14 protein-coding genes are annotated in these 17,803 nt (G+C 51.7%); 11 read left to right on the top strand and 3 right to left on the bottom strand.

Annotated features, from left to right (window positions below):
• Positions 1-225 precede the first annotated feature (225 nt).
• Entirely contained in the window at positions 226-1,527 is a 1,302-nt protein-coding gene (locus AC3CB2_RS00735; protein ID WP_008552090.1) for a porin, read from the top strand.
• Positions 1,528-1,626: 99 nt separating this feature from the next.
• Here AC3CB2_RS00735 and mutL read toward each other — a convergent pair whose 3' ends face one another.
• On the bottom strand, positions 1,627-3,588 hold the full coding sequence (gene mutL / locus AC3CB2_RS00730; protein ID WP_352931532.1) for a DNA mismatch repair endonuclease MutL: 1,962 nt from the start codon (positions 3,586-3,588) through the stop codon (positions 1,627-1,629).
• Between the two features lie 233 nt (positions 3,589-3,821).
• On the opposite strand from mutL, the gene AC3CB2_RS00725 reads away from it, so the two are divergent.
• Entirely contained in the window at positions 3,822-4,676 is an 855-nt protein-coding gene (locus AC3CB2_RS00725) for a TIGR01459 family HAD-type hydrolase (RefSeq protein WP_352931534.1), read from the top strand.
• A 94-nt stretch (positions 4,677-4,770) separates the two neighbouring features.
• On the opposite strand, the gene AC3CB2_RS00720 is transcribed toward AC3CB2_RS00725, so the two are convergent.
• Together AC3CB2_RS00720 and AC3CB2_RS00715 are read right to left on the bottom strand one after the other, a co-directional pair.
• Positions 4,771-5,445: a protein phosphatase CheZ gene (locus tag AC3CB2_RS00720; protein ID WP_014284269.1), complete on the bottom strand. Its 675-nt coding sequence runs from the start codon at positions 5,443-5,445 to the stop codon at positions 4,771-4,773.
• A 178-nt stretch (positions 5,446-5,623) separates the two neighbouring features.
• Positions 5,624-6,007, bottom strand: a complete 384-nt coding sequence (locus AC3CB2_RS00715) for a response regulator (RefSeq protein WP_008552155.1) — start codon at positions 6,005-6,007, stop codon at positions 5,624-5,626.
• A 280-nt stretch (positions 6,008-6,287) separates the two neighbouring features.
• Here AC3CB2_RS00715 and AC3CB2_RS00710 point away from each other — a divergent pair, with 280 nt between their 5' ends.
• The 9 genes from AC3CB2_RS00710 (at position 6,288) to AC3CB2_RS00670 (ending at position 17,777) form a co-directional block, all read left to right on the top strand.
• Complete coding sequence (locus AC3CB2_RS00710; protein WP_037037988.1) at positions 6,288-6,734, top strand: MaoC family dehydratase; 447 nt, start codon at positions 6,288-6,290, stop codon at positions 6,732-6,734.
• A 233-nt stretch (positions 6,735-6,967) separates the two neighbouring features.
• On the top strand, positions 6,968-7,969 hold the full coding sequence (locus AC3CB2_RS00705; protein WP_352931537.1) for a bifunctional riboflavin kinase/FAD synthetase: 1,002 nt from the start codon (positions 6,968-6,970) through the stop codon (positions 7,967-7,969).
• A gap of 24 nt (positions 7,970-7,993) precedes the next feature.
• Complete coding sequence (locus tag AC3CB2_RS00700; protein ID WP_352931539.1) at positions 7,994-8,932, top strand: DMT family transporter; 939 nt, start codon at positions 7,994-7,996, stop codon at positions 8,930-8,932.
• Positions 8,933-9,095: 163 nt separating this feature from the next.
• Positions 9,096-10,070: a DMT family transporter gene (locus AC3CB2_RS00695; RefSeq protein ID WP_014284265.1), complete on the top strand. Its 975-nt coding sequence runs from the start codon at positions 9,096-9,098 to the stop codon at positions 10,068-10,070.
• Between the two features lie 338 nt (positions 10,071-10,408).
• Positions 10,409-13,342: an isoleucine--tRNA ligase gene (gene ileS, locus AC3CB2_RS00690; protein ID WP_352931541.1), complete on the top strand. Its 2,934-nt coding sequence runs from the start codon at positions 10,409-10,411 to the stop codon at positions 13,340-13,342.
• A gap of 26 nt (positions 13,343-13,368) precedes the next feature.
• Complete coding sequence (gene lspA, locus AC3CB2_RS00685; protein ID WP_352931543.1) at positions 13,369-13,875, top strand: signal peptidase II; 507 nt, start codon at positions 13,369-13,371, stop codon at positions 13,873-13,875.
• 198 nt (positions 13,876-14,073) lie between these two features.
• Positions 14,074-14,811: a hypothetical protein gene (locus AC3CB2_RS00680; protein WP_208609042.1), complete on the top strand. Its 738-nt coding sequence runs from the start codon at positions 14,074-14,076 to the stop codon at positions 14,809-14,811.
• 187 nt (positions 14,812-14,998) lie between these two features.
• On the top strand, positions 14,999-16,408 hold the full coding sequence (locus AC3CB2_RS00675) for a M16 family metallopeptidase (RefSeq protein ID WP_352931545.1): 1,410 nt from the start codon (positions 14,999-15,001) through the stop codon (positions 16,406-16,408).
• Positions 16,409-16,421: 13 nt separating this feature from the next.
• Positions 16,422-17,777, top strand: a complete 1,356-nt coding sequence (locus AC3CB2_RS00670) for a M16 family metallopeptidase (protein WP_352931547.1) — start codon at positions 16,422-16,424, stop codon at positions 17,775-17,777.
• Positions 17,778-17,803 lie beyond the last annotated feature (26 nt).

Below are 17,803 nucleotides of genomic sequence, written 5' to 3'. Positions count from 1 at the left end.
GCGTTGCAGGAATGAAACAGCGGTTTCGATTACTTTGATAACTCTAGGTTATTTTTAGAGTTATTATTGCATCGATAAGGATGTGCTGGCATCAATTGCTGCAGGGAATTCGCGTACACAAAAATAAAATCAGTTTTGCTTAGGCAGCATTTGGGCCGCCTTAAGTAGTTTTGTCAATTAACCTTGTTTGAGGAGTGGGTTTCAACCCGATTTAGGAGTCGAATTATGCGCCACTTTACAACTAGCGCCGCAGCAGCGCTTATGATGAGTGCCACTCCGGTCCTTGCAGCCGATCTTCCCGTTGCGCCGGAGCCCGTAGAATACGTCCAGATCTGTGACGCCTACGGTACTGGATATTTTTATATTCCAGGCACTGATACCTGTTTGAGAATTCGCGGTCGTGTTCGTGCTGAATACCGCTTCAACAACTTTGGAGCTGGCCCAAGCGACTGGTCCGAGCGGACAAGAAATTCAACCTCCACTCGTGCACGTGGTTACCTCCGCATGGACGCACGAACTCAAACAGAATACGGTCTGCTTCGCGCTTACATCGATTTGTTTGGAACAGTTGATACTCCTGGCTTTATTCAGGATGACAGCTCCGTTCCTAACGTGAACAACCCAGTCGGCTCGTTTGGGGTTGAGCAGGACAACACTGTTATGACGCTTGATTATGCGTTCGTACAGTTTGGCGGTATGACCATTGGTCGTGCGCAATCCTTCTATGACTTCTGGACCGGTTATGCATATGGTGCGATCACCACCGTTGCATACTCTGACCAAAACCTCTGGCTTGCCGGTTACACATTTGACCTTGGCAATGGCCTTTCAACCAGTTGGTCTGTAGAAGACAGAACCGCTCGCCAGCAGAACCTCTTTACTGGTGAGTATCTTAACTCTACAGGATTTAACCAGGGCTACGGCGGTATGCGCTTCCCAGATCTGGTCGCAAACATCCGTTTGGACCAAGGTTGGGGTTCTGCCCAGATTATGGGTGCTCTGACAGAAGTTCGCTATCTTGAATCTTATCCTTCCGGTCTTCTCGGTTGGGCCGTCGGTGGTGGTGTAGAATTTAATCTACCATTCTTCACCAATTATCTCTCCGGCTTCCAGGGTGTGGTTCAGGCAACCTTCTCTCAAGGTGCACTCGGTTACGTAAACAGTGACTGGCAGAACGTCATCTGGGATGCAACTTCCCTTACAGATGGTGAAGACGGTATTGCTACCGGTTGGTCCATTGCTTGGGGTTTCCAGGCAGACTTCTCACCTGAATGGAACGCAGCTATCCAGGCTTCCTTCGCCAACGCTCGCTCTAAGTTCCTTTGGAACCAGAACCAGTGGGATGTTGTCGGTAAGATCGGCTGGACACCAGTTAGCGGCTTCGAAATCGGTACAGAAGTTGCTTACCGTAACGTTGGATTGGGTGACCTGTATCCAGACACAACCGTTAACGGCGGTAACCCAACTCGTCCGCTAGGTCAGCAGGATATCATCTCCATCCTTCTCCGTGTTCAAAGGGACTTCTGAGGCCACATGTCAGAACCCATCGATTACTTAGTGTAGTCGAGAATACGAACTGGAAGAGGCGGATCATTGATCCGCCTCTTCTGGTTTTTCATTATGAAATCAATGACGCCCAAAAAGGCGTTCGATATCGTGAAGCTTTAGCTCAATCCATGTTGGGCGGCCGTGGTTGCACTGACCGGACTTCGGTGTCGCTTCCATGTCTCTGAGCAGGTTGTCCATCTCTTCGGGACGCATGCGGCGGCCTGCTCTAATCGAGCCGTGACATGCCATCGTTGCAGCAACCAGATCCAGCTTTTCTCTGATGCGTGTTGAACTGTCGTACTCAGCAAAGTCATCCGCTAAATCCTGCACCAAAGCATTGATATTCAACCGCTTCAGCATGGACGGAGTTTCTCTGACAGCGATTGCTCCAGGACCAAAACGTTCCAGGACGAGCCCCACTTCTTCCAGTTCAGAAGCTCGCTCTTCCAGACGGGCAACATCATCTTCTGGGAGATCGACGATCTCCGGGATCAAGAGCATTTGTCTTGGAACATCCCGCTTTGCGAGGTCTTCTTTGAGCTGTTCGTAGACAAGGCGTTCGTGTGCGGCGTGCTGATCCACAATAACGAGACCGTCTTTCGTCTGCGATACGATGTAGGTTTCGTGGATTTGTGCTCGTGCTGCCCCGAGTGGGAAGCTTTCTCTGTCTTCTGGCAGCTCATGCGCATGTGCGCGTGAATCCGCTGATGGCGCATCGACGAGATTATAGGCTTGATGTCCTGGTACGCCGGCAGAATCTTGTCCCATGGATGGCTCTGGCGAAGCTGTATAAGGCGCAGTTGCCTCCATCAGGCCCAGTTGTGTCTCCTGAACTCCAGCTTCCGGGATATCGGCAGCGCTCCAGACTGAGGGGGAGCTTTCTTCAGGGCGATAGGCTGATTGTTGCCAAGAGTAGTTTTGTGCTGCTTCCCTGTGACCTTGTTGGGTATGTGCAGAAGCGCCTGAATGGACGTTGAAACCTGCCCCCTGCCCCATTGGACGGATGGCATTGATCGCAGATTGTGTGTTCGCCGTAGATGCACGAAACCCAGACTGAACAAACGCGTTCTTAAGTGCGCCAATCAGCAATCCACGAACGAGTTGTCCGTCACGGAAACGCACGTCAGCTTTAGCGGGGTGTACGTTCACGTCTACCTGATGCGGATCTAGGTCGATGTTCAGCACAACGATAGGATGGCGGTCTCTTGAGAGAACGTCTGAGTAAGCTGCTTTAAGAGAACCGAGTAGGAGCTTATCGCGCACAGGGCGGCCATTCACGAAGAAAAACTGGTGCTGAGAGTTGGCGCGATGGAATGTAGGGAGACCAGCATATCCATAAAGATGTATTCCTTCCCTCAAAGCCTCGATTTCCATTGCGTTCTTTGTGAACTCTGCACCGAGGATTTGGCCAATACGCGCAAGGTCTGCATCGTCCCCAGTGCACGCCGGTAGTTCAAGCTGTCTGCGATCGGAACCAGAAAGGGTGAAGCGGATGGTTGGATTTGCGAGCGCGATACGTTTGATGATTTCGGTAATCGCTGTGGCTTCAGCACGATCCGATTTCAGGAACTTCAGGCGAGCCGGAACAGAGAAGAAGATATCTTTGACTTCAACACGTGTCCCTGCATTCAAGGCTGCTGGTTCGACTTCGCTGTTCTGTCCACCTTCTACTTCGATTTTCCAAGCGTGGGGTTCCGATGCATGGCGGGTTGTGATTTCCAATCTGGAGATCGCGCCAATGGATGGCAGCGCTTCTCCGCGAAAGCCCATGGTTCGGATGTCCATGAGGTCATCTTCAGGCAACTTGGATGTGCAGTGACGGCGGACAGCGAGTTGCAGGTCTTCCTTGGTCATACCTGCGCCATTATCGGTTATGCGCAGGAGGCTTTTACCACCAGTTGCAGTAACAATCTCGATCCGCGTTGCACCAGCATCAACTGCATTTTCAACCAGCTCTTTGACGACGCTTGCAGGCCGCTCAATTACCTCACCCGCAGCAATTCTGTTGATCGTCGTATCGCTAAGTTGTCTTACCGCCATAACCGCTCCGTTGTTCAATTGCCCTGCTTTCGTCACCGAAAACCCTCTGAGTTTCGGGAGTGCATTTATATGGCGCATCCGATCTGCATTTGTGACAGCGATTACGCCCATAATGATACAGGGTGAGCAGTGATAGTAACTACTTGTCGTTGCCAGCTGCTCAGGCTATGAGGATTTGGCTCAAGTCTGCTCTTTTTTCAAGAGACTATCAAACTTCCTCCAAGAGAACATCCATGCAGCAACAATCCCCCATCACTGGCCTCAGCCAGATCGCAGATCAGTTCAACGGTATTCTATGTGATGTCTGGGGTGTTTTACATAATGGGATGAGTGCTTTCCCAGCTGCGATTGAGGCTCTTGAGACTTACAAAGCAAACTACGACAGACCTGTGGTGCTGATTACAAACGCACCGCGACCAGCCAACGAGATTGAAGAGCACCTTCGTAGTTTGGGAGTACCGCGTTCTTGCTACGACTCGATTGTCTCATCCGGGGATGTGGTTCAGGCCGACTTGAGAGCGATTGATCATGCCAAGGTCTATCATATCGGGCCAAAGAAGAATCACAGCCTGTTTCATGGTGTTAGCTTTGACTTTGTAGAGCCGAAAGAAGCTGACATTATTGTCTGCTCTGGTTTGAATGATCGACGTGTAGAAGAACCGGAGGACTACCGTTCTCACTTTGAAGATTTGCTGAAGCTGGATCTCACTCTGATTTGCGCTAATCCTGATATCGTGGCCGAGCAAGGTGACAAGCTGGTTTGGTGCGGCGGTGCACTGGCGAAGCTTTATGAAGATATGGGTGGACGCGTGGTTATCACCGGCAAGCCATTTCATCCGATCTACGATATGGCTCGAGCAGAGCTCAATGCTCATGTAGGTAAACCAATTGAAACCCATGAGATATTGGCAATTGGGGATGGACTTCCGACAGACATCAAGGGCGCAAATGCGCAAGGCATCAGTGCTTTGTTTTTGACTGACGGCATTCATGCGGCTGATCTTGAAGGAAACTCGGAGGCTGTGGTGAAGATGCTCGAGGCTGAAGGCCTGCGGGCACATAACTTTATGGGCCGCCTGAGTTGGTAATAAAAAAGCAGTTTGCGCCTTGTTGAGGACAAGCAAACTGCTTTTGTCTTTTATTTCTGCGGTCCGTGTCCGCAGGCAAACTTATCGCATTTGATCAGGCAAACAGTTTGTCGATGTCATCTTGCTGCACATCGCCGAGCATTGCGTCGATCTCGTCCTGAGAGACACCCTCGCCTTTGTGCTGAGGACCGTGAAGGATCAGCTCACGCTTGCGGCGCTCTTCATCAGTCTCTTCGCCCTGATGTTCCGCCTGAGCTTCCTGCTCAAGACGCAAACGCTCAACGAAGTTAGAGACGCGCTCATCAATCGTGTTTAGTGTGCTGACAACTTTGGAAATACGCTGCCCTGTGATGTCCTGAAATGCGCAGGCCTGGAAAATTTCCATCACCTGATTGTTGACCGTGTCCTGGTAAGCTTCAGTGTCTTCCGGATCTGCAGCCATAATGGCTTCGGCAGCTTCCATGATGGAATGTGTTGCCTCTTCTGTTGAGGAAACAATCGCATCCAGCTCCCGGCCAGCCTCAGGGATATGGTTATCCCTCATATCTGCGACGCGAAGTTTACTGATTTCGGCTTTCATCCGCGCGATTTCTTCGCCGATTTCTGCCAGTTCCATGGTTACTGCAGGTTGGATGTGTTCAATGATGTCCCCCATTGAACCTGTCATAACCTCAGCCAGCCCCATAACGTCAGTTAAGGTGACTTCGCTAGACTTCTCACGGCTTTCTTCCAGAAAATCGATGAGTTGCTGAATATCAATTTTGGTCAAAACTACACTTTCCCTTTATTTGAGTAGGGAACGTCTCCTCCAGCAGACAAAATATCTGCCAGGCCGGAGCTCTACCCGACCTTGTAACCGGTCAGTTGGGTGCACGAAAGGGTTGGGGCGCAATCGATATGGCGTCCTCACCCCAGCCCAAATTCTTCAATGTGCGCGCAATGCAAAATTAGTCAGCGAAAACCGCTTCGATTTTGCCTTTAAGAGTTTGCGCGTTAAACGGCTTAACGATGTAGTTGTTAACCCCTGCCTTCTTAGCAGCGATCACGTTTTCCGTTTTAGACTCAGCTGTAACCATGATGAATGGCGTCTTACACAGAGCCGCATCCTGTCTGACCTGCTTCAGCAGCTCATAGCCAGTCATAGGTTCCATGTTCCAATCCGAGATGACCAGGCCATAACGGCGCTGCTTCATTTTCTCGTAGGCCTCAGTGCCATCAGCCGCATCATCGATGTCCGTAAAGCCAAGTTGCTTCAACAAGTTCCGAATGATTCGAATCATGGTCTTATAATCATCGACAACCAAAATTGGCATCTGAAGATCAAGGGCCATGTACAACTCCATATTCTCAAGAGGCTGTCGTTGCCTCTCTGCTATACTCACGGCGACCACGACATTTTTAGGTCACACTGGACGCAGGTGTCCTTCCAATAAAAGGGGTCCCCACCAATTCAACTTTCGCGAAACTAACCGCCCTACGTTATAGTTAGGTTAATTTCTCCAATACGATTTCAATAATGCTAAAAGCCTAATTGTTTTTTAGAGGTCCGCTTACTAGCGTTTCTGCGCGTTTTACCGGCAATATTGCCTGTGGTTAATCCGAGGAAACACTATGCTCAGCCTTCGTCCGCTTGCTTATGAAGACCTATCAGTCGGCATGACCGAAGTATTCGTTAAGCACGTCAGCTCTCAAGACATCGTAGGATTCGCAGAGGTTTCCGGTGACAGAAACCCTATCCATTTGTCGGAGCATTTTGCAGCAAAGACCCCTTTTAAAACTCGTATCGCGCACGGTCTTTACACCGCGAGCCTTATCTCAGCCGTACTTGGAACGCGATTACCGGGCCCAGGTGCAATTTATTTGTCTCAATCTTTAAATTTTCGCGCGCCTGTGTATATCGGCGACGATATTGAGGTTCGCGTGAGCGTTGCCGAGCTGATTGACAAAGGCTGCAGAGCCCGTCTGGACTGCAAGTGTCTTGTGGATGGGAAGGTGGTTCTGGAAGGGGAAGCTATGGTGAAAGTCCCTGCCCGCGCCGATATGGATATTCCGCTTTAAGCTGAAATTCCTGCGAAGAACTTGCAGTTTCTTGTGTCCGGCCCGTCAAACCTTATCTGAAGAGCTTGACGGGACGGGCTTCTCACGGCACCGTCTCGCAAAATTCTGGAAATTTGGAGTATGTTGCGCACTGGGCTTTTGTGCAGCAAACTCTAAATCTTTATTTTCATGCGTATTCTCATAGGAAAACCGGAGCCTCCTATCGGGATACGCTTTAGCGGGAAGTACAGTTCATGGGTGAGCCGATCAAGCAGGCGCATTCTTTTCAGCATATTACCGACCTTGCGCAGTTTCCTGACAAGCTGCGCGGCGGTGTTGTTGCGATCGGAAATTTTGATGGTGTGCATCGTGGACACCGGGCTGTACTTGATCTGGCACGTGATGAAGCAGCAAAGCGCGGAGTTCCTGCGCTTGCCATGACGTTTGAACCGCATCCGCGTACCTTCTTCCGCCCTGAACAACCTGTGTTTCGTCTGACACCGAGCCATATCAAGGCCGAGATTCTTGAAGCGGAGCATCTGGATGGTGTGATTGAGCTGCCGTTCACCAAAGAGTTCGCCAGCATGGCTGCTGAGGATTTTGTAAAGGACATTCTGGTGGATCGCCTTGGGATCTCCCAGAGCATCACCGGCTATGACTTTCACTTTGGCAAAGGCCGTCAGGGAACACCTGAGTTTTTGCGCGAAGCAGGCGAGGCTCATGGGTTTGCAGTGACCATTGTTGGTGCAGAAGGCGATGAAGGTGGTGAAGTGATTTCCTCCAGCCGTATTCGCGCAGCTCTTGGTGAAGGCGACCTGGCGGTTGCCAATGGTCTGCTTGGATATCGCTATTTTGTGGAAGCGACTGTTCAGCATGGTGAAAAACGTGGTCGTGAGCTGGGCTATCCGACTGCTAATCTAAAGCTTGCTGACAATTGTGAGCTGAAGGAAGGCGTTTACGCCGTTCAGATCAAGATTGACGGCGAGATGCATGACGGCGTTGCCAGCTTTGGGCGTCGACCGACTTTTGATGACGGAGCACCGCTGCTCGAAGTGCATGTGTTTGATTATAGTGGCAACCTTTATGAAAAGCTCGTCACCGTTTGCTTCATCGGGTTTATCCGTCCTGAACTTAAATTTGACGGTATTGACGGCTTAATTGCGCAGATGGATCAGGATAGTGCGGAAGCGCGGGCGATGATTGCTTCGATGCGACCACTTTCTCATCTAGACCAAATGCTCAACACCGACGGATAATCTCACTCTTTAGAAAGACCTAGTATGACATCAGCGGCTACGCGGGCTGGCGCTGCCAGCTCTGACAATGTGTTGCACGGCGTGCTGTTGATGATGTTCGGGTTGCTCATCCTTTCGAGCACTGATGGCGTGGTGAAGTATCTTTCTGAGTTTTTCTCACCTTTAACCGTCGCCTTCTTCCGCTTTGCTGTGCAGCTTGTCATTATTCTGGCGATTGCCCCTTTTCAGAAACGGAGCTGGCGCAGTCTGCTGCAGGAAACCACCCTGCCCCTGTTCTGCCGAGGCCTTTTGCTAGCCGTTGGATCGGTGTTCATCGTCTTTGGACTGAAGTACCTGCCACTTACTGATGCGACTGCAATCTTCTTTGTGCAGCCGGTTATTCTGGTGGTTTTGTCGGCAGTGTTTCTGAAGGAGAAAGTTGGCGCTAAGCGGTGGTTGGCGGTGTTGATTGGATTTGCCGGTGTGCTCGTCATCATGCGGCCGGGGACTGGCGTGTTCCAACCAGCAAGTCTGCTTATTCTGGCGGCCGCGTTTACATTTGCCTGCTATCTGATGCTGACACGTAAGCTCTCCGGGCAAGCCTCTCAACTGGCCATTCAATTCGCAACTGGCTTTGCGGGCAGCCTGTTCATCCTGCCGATTATCTTTTACGCATGGCTGACTGGCTTTGGCGGTGATCTGGTGATTGCTGATCAGGAAGCAGATTTCACGCTTCCGACCATTTTTCTACTCTGCCTTGGTGGAACGGGCCTGTTTGCGCATGTGTTGCTGGTCAAGGCTTTTGAAAGAGCCCCGGCTTCTGTTCTGGCTCCTATCAACTACGTGGAAATTATCTCTGCAACCACAATTGGTTATCTGGTCTTCAACGAAATTCCGGATGAGTTTGTCTGGGTTGGCGTCGGGATGCTTGTCTGCAGTGGGCTGATACTGGCGAATGCGGAGCGGAAACCGTCGCCCTCATAATGTTGAGTGGCGGAACAGATACTCTTTAGATAACTGCACTGAATAGACTTTGACGAATACTTTCTTTTTCTTGCGCGAAAGAATAGCTGGTGCGTCAATATAGGCCCTTACCCTGATCGCTGGCTTTGATATGTCAGCGTATCCCCCATTTTCCGAGAGCAACATGACAACAACAACCGCCTCGACAGACAGTCATAGTTCCAATGCCGGGCTGCATGGCATCCTGTTTATGGTCGCCGGTATGTCTCTGGCACCGCTTATGGATGGTACTGCCAAGTATCTGAGCAGTTTTATCTCTCCGGTTGAGGTATCACTTGGCCGTTTTCTTTGTCAGGCGCTGATTGTTCTTCTGATCGCTGTTTTCATGGGGCGCTCGTTTGGTTCGCTGATGAAGGAAGTTAACCGCATTCAGCTGATCCGCGGTGCATGTCTGGCAATCTGTTCGATCTTCTTCTTCAGCTCTCTCAAGTACATGCCGCTGGCAGATGCGATTGCGATCTTCTTTGTGCAGCCAATGATCCTGACAGTGCTTTCTGCTGTGGTGCTTAAGGAGAAAGTGGGTGTTCGCAGGTGGTCTGCTGTGGTTGTCGGCATGGTGGGCGCGCTTATCATTATTCGTCCAGGCTCCAGTGCTTTAGGCTGGCCTTCCCTGTTGCCGCTGGCAGCAGCGACTTCGTTTGCAGCCTACCTTGTTTTGACGCGCAAGCTTTCTGGCAGTGCGTCACTGCTCGGCATTCAGTTTGCGACTGGCGTGGCTGGTGTTTTGACGTTGACCCCGCTGGTGGTTATCGCAAGCCTGTTTGGGTTTGAGGCTGCGGCCTGGACCACACCGGATCTTACTCACCTGCCTCTGTTCGTGCTGATGGGCATTATCTCCTTCGCCTCACATGGCTGCATTGTGCTCGCCTTTGACCGCGCGCCAGCCTCTGTGCTTGCACCGCTGAGTTATACGGAGATCATCAGCGCGACCATCGTGGGCTTTGTTCTGTTTGGCGATATTCCGGACATGTTTGTCTGGTTGGGTGTTGCGCTTATCGCAAGCGGCGGGCTTTACATTGCACACCGTGAGCGGACAGCAGCGAAGCGCCAGGCGGAGAGTGAGGAGCTGGTCGACAGTTCCCCCAAACGCCATTATTGACGCGGCGCATTAGCTTCGGCCTTCAGGAAAATTACTCTTGGTCTTGAGAATATTGAGCTTTGTTGTTAGAGGCTCTTTATTCCTTACATAAGCGCTGCTAAAAGCACTCATTATGTTAGCCAAGTTTGAAGATAACAGGACTGCTCCTTTGACCTCTTTCAAGGTGTGCCAATTTCGAATTATTGGCCCGGCCTTCAGCTGAGACGCCCGCTGGCGCCCTGAAGTACCGGGAGACCTCCAACCGTCACCGTGGTGGCGGGACTTTCAAGCTTGCGCAAATCTCTGCGCTTTACCAAATGCCTATGGGCAAACAGATGCCCACATAAGCGGACTGCCAAATGACCGATACTACGAGCCGCGATTATTCGGAAACGCTCAACCTGCCCAAAACTGATTTCCCAATGCGGGCAGGCCTTCCAAAGAATGAACCTAAGATCCTTGATAAATGGAAAGACAAGGATCTTTACAAGGTGATGCGTGATCAATCCGCTGGTCGCCCAAAGTTCATCCTGCATGATGGCCCTCCATATGCAAACGGTAACATCCATATCGGCCATGCGCTGAACAAAACCCTCAAGGACATCATCAACCGCTCCATGCAGATGCAGGGCTTTGATGCGAACTATGTTCCTGGCTGGGATTGTCATGGTCTGCCGATCGAATGGAAGATCGAAGAGCAGTATCGCAAAAAGGGCAAAAACAAAGACGCTGTGCCGATCAACGAGTTCCGCAAGGAATGCCGTGACTTCGCGGACAAGTGGATCGACGTTCAGCGCGAAGAATTCAAGCGTCTTGGCATTGAAGGCGACTGGGACAACCCATACCTGACCATGCGCTACGACAGTGAAGCTGTGATCGCGAACGAACTGATGAAGTTTGCGACAAGCGGCCAGCTGTACCGTGGTTCCAAGCCTGTCATGTGGTCCATCGTTGAGAAGACTGCTCTTGCTGAAGCGGAAGTGGAGTATGAAGACCATACTTCCCACACCATCTGGGTGACCTTCCCGGTTGTTTCCGGCAATGAAGCGCTGATCGGCAAGAAGGTGGTGATCTGGACAACCACTCCATGGACCATCCCTGCAAACCGCGCGATCTCCTTCTCCAAAGACATCAGCTACGGCATCTTCAAGGTGACTGAAGCTGCTGAAGACAACTGGGCGAAGGTTGGCGAAGAGTTCATCATTGCTGACAAGCTTGCCGAGTCTGTTTTCGAAGCTTCCCGTGTTGATGCTTATGAGCGTGTATCTGACGTTGATGTGAGCACCATCGAATACTGCGCGCACCCGCTGCGCGGTGCTGAAGATGCTGGCGACTACTTCGACTTCAACGTGCCGATGCTGGCTGGTGATCACGTAACTGACGATGCTGGTACCGGTTTCGTACACACCGCACCGGGTCATGGTCAGGAAGACTTCCAGATGTTCCTGGACAACCGTGAAGCCTTTGCGAAGGCTGGTACTGAACAGGTTCCAATGACCGTTCAGCCAGACGGTTCTTACTACCCACACGTGCCGCTGTTTGAAGGCAAGTACATCCTTGACCGTAAAGGCAAGGAAGGCTCCACTAACAAAGCCGTTATTGAGAAGCTTGTTGAGGTTGGCGGCCTGATGGCTCGTGGCCGCGTGAAGCACTCCTACCCGCATTCCTGGCGCTCCAAAGCTCCTTTGATCTTCCGTAACACGCCTCAGTGGTTTGTTTACATGGACAAAGAGCTCTCTGAAGAAGCGAAGGGTGACACTCTGCGTTCTCGCGCTCTGAAAGCGATCTCTGAAACACGTTTCGTGCCTGCAACCGGCCAGAACCGTCTGAATGCGATGATCGAAGCCCGTCCTGATTGGGTTCTTTCCCGTCAGCGTGCATGGGGTGTGCCGATCACTGTGTTCGTGAACAAAGAAACCGGTGAAGTTCTGAAGGACGATGCAGTCAACGCACGTATCTTCGAAGCTTTCCAGAATGAAGGCGCGGATGCGTGGTTTGAGGAAGGCGCAACGCAGCGCTTCCTTGGTGAAGGCTACAAAGCTGACGACTTCGAGAAGGTCGATGACATCCTCGACGTATGGTTCGACTCCGGTTCCACTCACGCGTTCTGCATGGAGCGCCGTGAAGACCTGAGCCCGAAGCGTAAGGGTCTGGGTGGTGACGACTACGTTCTTTATCTGGAAGGTACGGACCAGCACCGCGGTTGGTTCCACTCTTCCCTGCTGGAAAGCTGTGGCACCCGTGGTCATGCGCCATATGACGCTGTTCTTACCCATGGCTTTACCATGGCTGAAGACGGTCGCAAGATGTCCAAGTCTTTGGGCAACACCATCGCACCTCAGGACGTGATCAAGCAGTACGGTGCTGACATCCTGCGTCTGTGGGTTGGTTCCGTTGATTATGCGGAAGATCAGCGTATCGGCCCTGAGATCATCAAGACCAACGTTGATGCTTACCGCAAGCTGCGTAACACCCTGCGCTTCATGCTCGGTTCTCTCGGTCACTATGAAGGCGAAGAGGTTGCTCTTACTGACATGGAAGAGCTGGAACTGCTGATGCTGCATCGTCTGGCTGAGCTGGATGTGTTGGTACGTGATGCTTACATGGCCTTCGACAGCAAGCGCGTGTTCTCCACTCTGTTCAACTTCATGACTGTTGAACTGTCTGCGTTCTACTTCGACATCCGTAAGGATGCGCTGTACTGCGATGCACCGTCTTCCAAGAAGCGTAAGGCATCTCTGTACGTGATCGAGCAGCTGTTCCGTCATCTGACCATGTGGCTGGCGCCAATCCTGCCATTCACCATGGAAGAGAGCTGGGGCTACCGTTACGGTGAAGCGACCACTTCCGTTCACCTACAGCAGTTCCCTGCTGTTTCTTCTGCATGGAGAAACGATGAGCTGGCAGCGAAGTGGGAGAAGGTTCGTGCGGTTCGCCGTGTGATCACCGGTGCTCTTGAGATCGAACGCCGTGAAAAGCGGATCGGTTCTTCTCTGGAAGCCCACCCAACCGTCTTCGTTTCTGACGCAGACCTGATGGGTGCGCTGAACGGTCTGGATATGGCTGAAATCGCCATCACTTCCCAGCTGAACCTTTCTGCAGACGGTGCTCCTGAAGGTGCGTTTGTTCTGGAAGATGTCGCTGGTGTTGGCGTGGTGCCGGGCCTTGCAGAGGGTAACAAGTGTGCCCGCTCCTGGAAGATCCTGCCAGAAGTTGGAACAGATGGTGAGTATCCAGAGCTGACTCTGCGCGATGCGAATGCAATGCGCGAGCTGGATAGCGCTGCTGTTTAAGCAAACAAAGTGACGAGGGAATTGCTTTGAAGAAACTAAAAGTTTGGGGACATCACAGTTCCCTCGTCCTGCTTCTTGCCATTGTCGGTCTGGTCGTTGATCAGATCGCAAAATTCTGGGCTGTCGGCCACTTTTCAGTTGGAGGCATTCCTCCAATTTCCGTTGGCCCGTTTCTTGATTTGGTACTGGTCTGGAACAAAGGCGTTTCTTATGGCCTCTTCCAGCAGACAACCGAGATTGGTCGCTGGGGGCTGGCTGCCTTTACAGTTGCCGCTTCTGTTTTCATCTGGTTCTGGAGTGCGCGGGCGATCAACCGTCTGGAAGCCGTTTGCCTCGGGCTGGTTTTATCCGGTGCGCTGAGTAATGGCTTTGACCGCCTCTATTATGGCCAGGTCGTCGATTACCTCTATTTCCACGTTGGGGATTTTTCCTGGTACGTCTTCAATCTTGCTGATGCGTGGATTGTTATTGGCGCCGCCGGGTTGCTGCTCGACACCTTATTTATTGGCAAAAATAAGGATAGCCGGCCCTAAAACTGCCTAATTCCCAATTATATGTGGGGAAGATCGGGTGCTTCTGGGCATAACTACACACTTAGGGCCTTCATGGTTTCGTGATTCCTGTTTTAAGGTGGCATCACTGGATTATGAGGACTACAGATTTCGCAGGCTGTCATATGACCCGTGAAGCCTGTCAAACGCCGCTTTGATGGTGATCGGGAAACAAGGGTAATGAAATTGCAAAGCCGTAGCAAAAAATTCGTCGTTCGCGCCTCTTTTGTTTGCGGGCTCTCTCTCGCACTATCTGCCTGTATGACAGGAAATGGTGACTTCAGCGATGGCACAGAAACCACTGATACAAACCTGGTTTCAGGTGTTCTAAGTGTCGTTGGTCTGGAATCCCAGCACAATACAGATATCGAGTACAAAGAGCGTGCACCGCTTGTTATGCCGACACAGGCTGGCAACTTGCCTCAGCCGGACAGCCGCAAACTTTCTGAAGTTGCAAGCAACTGGCCAGTTGATCGTTCCAAGGAAGAGCTGGAAGAGATCCGTGCGTTCTACAAGGTCGAGCCAGGTCAGCCGCTCAGCGTTGAGCAGATGCGTGGTCACCCTGCTGTACTGAAGGCTTCTGCGCGTCCTCGCGATTTTGCTGCAGAAAAGCGTCAGCAGGAATTGCTTGATGGCGATAAGCTGAGCCCAGCAGAACTGGCTGCCCTTGGCAGACAGTATCAGGAAGCGAAAAAGCAGCTTGGCGGTAAGGATGTGGAAGCTCCAATCTGTTCGCCTGAAGATCCTACCTGTAAGCCTACCCGCAAGTATCTGACTGAGCCGCCAGTCGCATATTCCACTCCTGTTGCAGGCGTAGCCTTTGCGACACCGGAAGTGGATGAGAGCGAGCTTGTGCGCAAGAAGCGTGAAGCGGCTGCAATTGAAGACGGTGCTCGCATCGACATGAGCAAGCAGTAAGAGAGACCTCTCTTAGGGCGTTAAAGGCCCGCTGAAAGCCTTAGTAAATTATGAAGCAAGCGCGACGATGTTCGCGCTTTTTTCATTATAGCTGCAATAGATTACGAATAATTCACGAGGAGATTAACCACAATCACGCTATAGGTAGGGCAGCTGTGTCCTGCTCATTTTAAAGGGAGCCCCCTACGTGACTGGTCGATCTCTCACGCTTAAAGCCCTCGCTTTAAGTCTCGTTGTTTTCGCAAGCCCAGTATTGCCCGTGGCTGCGGATACAACAGGGAAAGCTTCAATCGAAGACTTCTCCAAAATACGCATCGGTGGAACCGATGTCTCTCAAAGCACGCTCGACAATGGCCTTCAAGTGGTTGTTATCCCAGACCGCCGTGCACCTATCGTAACGCATATGGTGTGGTACCGCGTTGGTGCTGCTGATGAAGAACCCGGTAAATCGGGCCTCGCGCATTTTCTAGAACATCTCATGTTTAAGGGAACCAAGAATACACCGGAAGGTGAGTTCTCCAAGATGGTTGCCCAGGTGGGTGGTCAGGAAAACGCATTTACCTCTCAGGATTACACCGCTTACTATCAGCAGGTTGCCAAAGAGCATCTGGAGATGGTGATGAGCTATGAAGCCGATCGCATGTCCAACCTGATCCTGACCGAGAAGCAGGTTAACCCGGAACGCGACGTGGTGCTGGAAGAGCGCTCGCAGCGCGTGGATCGCAGCCCGGCAGCTCGTCTTTCCGAAACCTTTGATCAGGTCCTGTTTCCAAACAGCCCCTATGGTATTCCGGTTATCGGGTGGAAGGATGAAATCCAAAGCCTGAACAAAGATGATGCAATCGCGTTTTACGATAAGTACTACACCCCGAACAATGCAATTCTGATTGTGGCGGGTGATGTGACTTCTGAAGACGTGTTGGACCTTGCTAAGAAGACCTACGGCAAAGTGGAACAACGTGCAGAGCCGGGTCCTCGTAACCGTCCGCATGTGCAGATCGTACCGGGTAACCGTGAGGTGAGCCTGCAGAGTGATCAGGTTGCTCAGCCAAGCCTGCAGCATGGCTGGATCGTTCCGAGCTCGACCACTGCAGAGCCAACTGAATCTGAAGCTCTGGAAGTTCTCTCTGACATTCTGGGTGGTGGCGTTAACAGCCGCCTGTACCAAGAGCTGGTGATTGAGGGCGAAATGGCAACCAGCGCAGGTGCCTGGTATCAGTCCACTGCATTGGATGACACACGTCTCATTCTCTATTCCTCACCGAAGGATGGTGTTTCTCTGGAGGAACTGGAGAAGAAGGCGCTTTCTATCGTGAATGACCTTCTGGAAAACGGTGTCACAGCTGAGGAAGTGGAACGCTCCAAGCGCTCTATGCTGGCCTCTGCAATCTATGCCCAAGACAAGCAGGATGTTCTGGCGCGTATTTTTGGCACTGCACTGACAACAGGTGGTTCTGTCGACAAAGTACAGACATGGCCTGCACGGGTTGCGAAGGTGACACCTGAACAGGTTCAGGCCGTTGCGCAGAAGTACCTTACTGAAACCAGCGTGGCGAGCTATCTGATGCCAGCTGCTCAAGCTGAAACCGTAGAGTGAGAGGGGACGCTCCATGAAAGCTAAAGTTCTTATGGCAGCTTCTGCCTCCGCTTCCCGACTGACAGCAAGCCTGTTTGCTCTGATGGCCTTGTCATTCCTGATCGTTGCCAGCTTTGCGCAGAGCAGTCAGGCGATCGAGATCAAAGAGGTCAAGAGCCCTGGCGGTATCACAGCGTGGTTGGTGGAAGATTACACTGTGCCAATCATTGCGCTGAATTTTGCGTTTGCAGGTGGCAGCTCTCAGGACACAGATGCCAAACTTGGTGTGACCAACCTGCTGAGCACAATGCTTGATGAAGGTGCTGGCGATCTGGATTCTCAGGCTTTTCAGGGGCGCCTTGAAGACCTGACCATGAGCCTTTCCTTTAGCACAGGTCGTGATTTCTTCTATGGCTCCTTCCAGAGCTTGCAGGCGAACAAAGACCATACCTTTGAGATGCTACGCCTTGCGGTCAATGAGCCTCGCTTTGATGCTGTTCCGCTGGAGCGTATGAAAGCACAGACCATCTCTGGTATTCGTCGCAGCCTGAAACGCCCTGATGCGCTGGCGGGTCTGACCCTGTCCAAGACCATCTTCCCGGATCATCCTTATGGCCGCCCTAGCCGTGGCACTGAGGACACCGTTTCCAAGCTGACTTCTGATGACCTGAAGGCACAGCGTGCGAAGATCTTTGCAAAGGATTCTTTGAAGATCGGCGTTGTTGGTGCAATCAGCGCAGATCAGCTGGCTGTGGTTCTGGACAAAGTCTTTGCGGACTTGCCTGAAAGCGGTGATCTTGTTGAGATTCCAAATGTGGAACCTGTAACGGACAACAATGCGCATGTGGACTTTGAAAGCCCGCAGACATCCATTCAGTTCGCTCTGCCGGGTTACAAGCGTCATGATCCTAAGTTCATGTCTGCGTTCGTAATGAACCACATTCTGGGTGGCGGCACGTTCTCCTCTTGGCTTTACAACGAGATCCGTGAGCAGCGTGGCCTTGCTTATTCTGTCGGTTCCTATCTGGTTCCTTACCAGCACGCTGCTCTGCTGATGGGTTCCACAGGCACACGTGCGGATAAAGCTGGCGAAGCGATTGATATCATCAAAGCGCAGATGGAGCGCATGGCGCAGACTGGTCCTACTCCTGCTGAGCTTGAGGAAGCCAAGTCTTACCTGACCGGTTCTTATGCGCTTAACTTTGACAGCTCCAGCAGCATTGCTCGCCAGCTGACAGGCATTCAAACTCAGGGGCTTGGCATCGATTACATCGACAAGCGCAATGAGATGGTTGAAGCGGTCACGCTGGAAGGTGTTCGCGAAGTTGCGCGGGACATGTTTGATGGCATCGAGCCAACATTCGTTACAGTTGGCAAGCCGCTAAACTGATCCTGAGAGAAATCGAGAAATTGCAG

This window comes from Pseudovibrio sp. SCP20, from assembly GCF_057774105.1.
Note: the sequence above shows the minus strand (reverse complement) of the source record. Positions and strands in the feature narration are given on the sequence as shown.